The 2,425-nt window shown below is 71.1% G+C and carries 1 protein-coding gene and 1 pseudogene; both read left to right on the top strand.

Annotated elements, in window-relative coordinates:
- Window positions 1–1,133: pseudogene (locus TSO221_RS35650) on the top strand (calcium-binding protein); the annotation flags it as partial.
- Between the two features lie 130 nt (window positions 1,134–1,263).
- Complete coding sequence (locus tag TSO221_RS26070; RefSeq protein ID WP_158284221.1) at window positions 1,264–2,211, top strand: GDP-mannose 4,6-dehydratase; 948 nt, start codon at window positions 1,264–1,266, stop codon at window positions 2,209–2,211.
- The last annotated feature ends 214 nt before the right edge of the window (window positions 2,212–2,425 follow it).

The following is a 2,425-nucleotide window of genomic DNA, read 5'->3' as shown; positions in this document are numbered from 1 at the left end:
CGGGTGTCGAGACGCTGCGCGGCGGTGCCAACACCGACGTCGTCACGCTGGGCAACGCCGGCAACACGCTGATCCTGGCCGGTATCGAGACGCTGGTCGGCGGCGGCGGCAACGACGTGATCACGCTGAGCAACATCGGCGTGTCGCTGACGGTGTCGGGTGTCGAGACGCTGACCGGTGGCACCGGCGGTGATTGGGTCACGCTCGGCTCGGCGGGCAGCACGACGACCATCACGGGCGTCGAGACGCTGCGCGGCGGTTCGGGCAGCGACGTGATCACGCTGGGCGGCACCAGCGGCAACTCGCTGATCCTGTCGGGCATCGAGACGCTGGTCGGCAGCTCGGGCAGCGATTGGGTGACGCTCGGCAACATCGGCAACACGATGACGGTGAGCGGCGTCGAGACGCTGCGCGGCGGCACCGGGGCCGACGTGATCACGCTGGGCAACAGCGCCAACACGCTGATCCTGGCTCTGGTCGATACGTTGACCGGCGGCTCGGGGGTTGACGTCGTGACGCTCGGCAACATCGGCAACACGATGACGGTGAACAACGTCGAGAGCCTCACCGGCGGTAGCGCGATCGACAACATCACCGTGAGCAGCGGCAGCAGCAACATCCGCTTCCAGGGCAACGGCGGCGCCGACGCCGTGAGCCTGCAGGCGGGTGGCGGCACCGACACCATCGTCTTCGCGACCAACGCGGACGGCGGTGCGGCCGGTACCAACAGCGGCTTCGACACCTACGCCAACTTCCAGGCGTCGGGTGACTCGATCCAGCTGACCGGTACGCTGCGGACCGAGATCGACGACAACAGCAACGCTGCGCTGGCGGTCGCGACCCGGGCGAGCGGCGCGGTCAACCTGGGCACCGACGAGGTGGTGGTCCTCTCCACCGCGGCCGGTTCTCTGGACGACGCGAACTTCGCCTCGTTCCTCAGCGCCCTGGGCACGGTCACCGGCTCCTCGGCCGGCGCGGATGCCCTGGTCCTGGCGAACAACGGTGTGGACACCGGCCTGTACTACATCGTCGATACGGATGGGAACGGCACGATCGCCGCTTCCGAGACCCGCCTCCTGGCGAAGTTCACCGGTACGACGAACCTCAACTCGACCAACTTCAGCCTCGGCTGATCGCGGTCGGACAACGCCTAAGAGAGAGGGCGGCCCCCAGGGGCCGCCCTTTTTTCTTTGCGGGGACGGGCTTCGCCGCGCAGTCTGCCGCTGCGCCCCCGGGGAGAGGCAGGCCAGGGAGATGAAGGCAATGGACGGTACGGTTCTGATCACCGGTGCGCTCGGCCAGGACGGCTGGCTGCTCGCCCGCCGGCTGGTCGAGGAGGGGCACGAGGTCGTCGGGCTGGTCCGTCCCGGCAGCGCCGGGGGGCGCCCGGCGCCGTGCCGGCTGGCGGAGATCGACCTCGGCGACGCGGCGGCCATCGACCGGATCGTCCGCGAGCTGCGCCCGGCGCGGGTCTTCCACATCGCCGCGGCCCACCACTCCGCCGAGGTGCCGCTGGCTGCCGACCCGGAGCTGTGGCGGGCGATGACCACGGTCAACCACGTGGCCACCACCCTGCTGATCCAGGCCATCCTCGGCCACGCGCCGGAGTGCCGCCTGGTCTACGCGGCGTCCAGCCAGATGTACCGGCCGGGCGACGCCGACCGCGTCATCGACGCCGCGTCGCCGCGCGACCCTGCGACCTACTACGGGCTGACCAAGATGTGGGCGATGGACGCGATCCGCTACGCGCGCGAGCAGTTCGGCCTGCGCGGCGGCACGGCGATCCTGTTCAACCACGAATCCCCGCTGCGGCCGGAGAGCTTCGTCAGCCGCAAGATCTCCGCCGCCGCGGCGCGGATCCGGCGCGGGTTGGCCCGGCGGCTGGAACTGCGCAACGTCGGCGCACGCGCCGACTGGTTCGCGGCGGAGGACGCGGTGGACGCCATGCTCCGCCTGTCGCTGGCCGGGCGTCCGGCCGACTACGCCGTCGGCTCCGGCCGGGCGTCCGGGGTGCGCGACCTGCTCGACGCGGCGTTCTCCGCCGTCGGGCTCGACTGGCGGGAGCACGTCGACGCGCAGAGCGACATCGACCGGCCGACCCTGGTGGCGGACGTCGCGCCGATCGGCCGCGATCTCGGCTGGGCGCCGCGGGAGGACATCCGCGACACCCTGCGCCGGATGGCATTGGCCGACCTTGACGCCCTGGCCTGACGGGCGGGGACTTTTCGCGGCGGCTCCCGCGGGTGTGCTTGTGCGCCCGTGGGCAACGTTCTATCGTCGCGCGGGCTCCGCCTCCGGCCGCCGGAGCGGTCCTTTCCTGCCACGCTTTGCCTGTTCGGTGCCATGGACATTCGCGGAAAGAAGTTTCTGGTGATCGGCGGGGCCGGTCTCATCGGCTCCCACACCGTCGACGCGCTCACCCGCC

Source organism: Azospirillum sp. TSO22-1 (genome assembly GCF_003116015.1).
Lineage (GTDB): Bacteria > Pseudomonadota > Alphaproteobacteria > Azospirillales > Azospirillaceae > Azospirillum.
The sequence above is the reverse complement of the archived record's forward strand: the minus strand, read 5'-3'. Positions and strand labels throughout refer to the sequence as shown.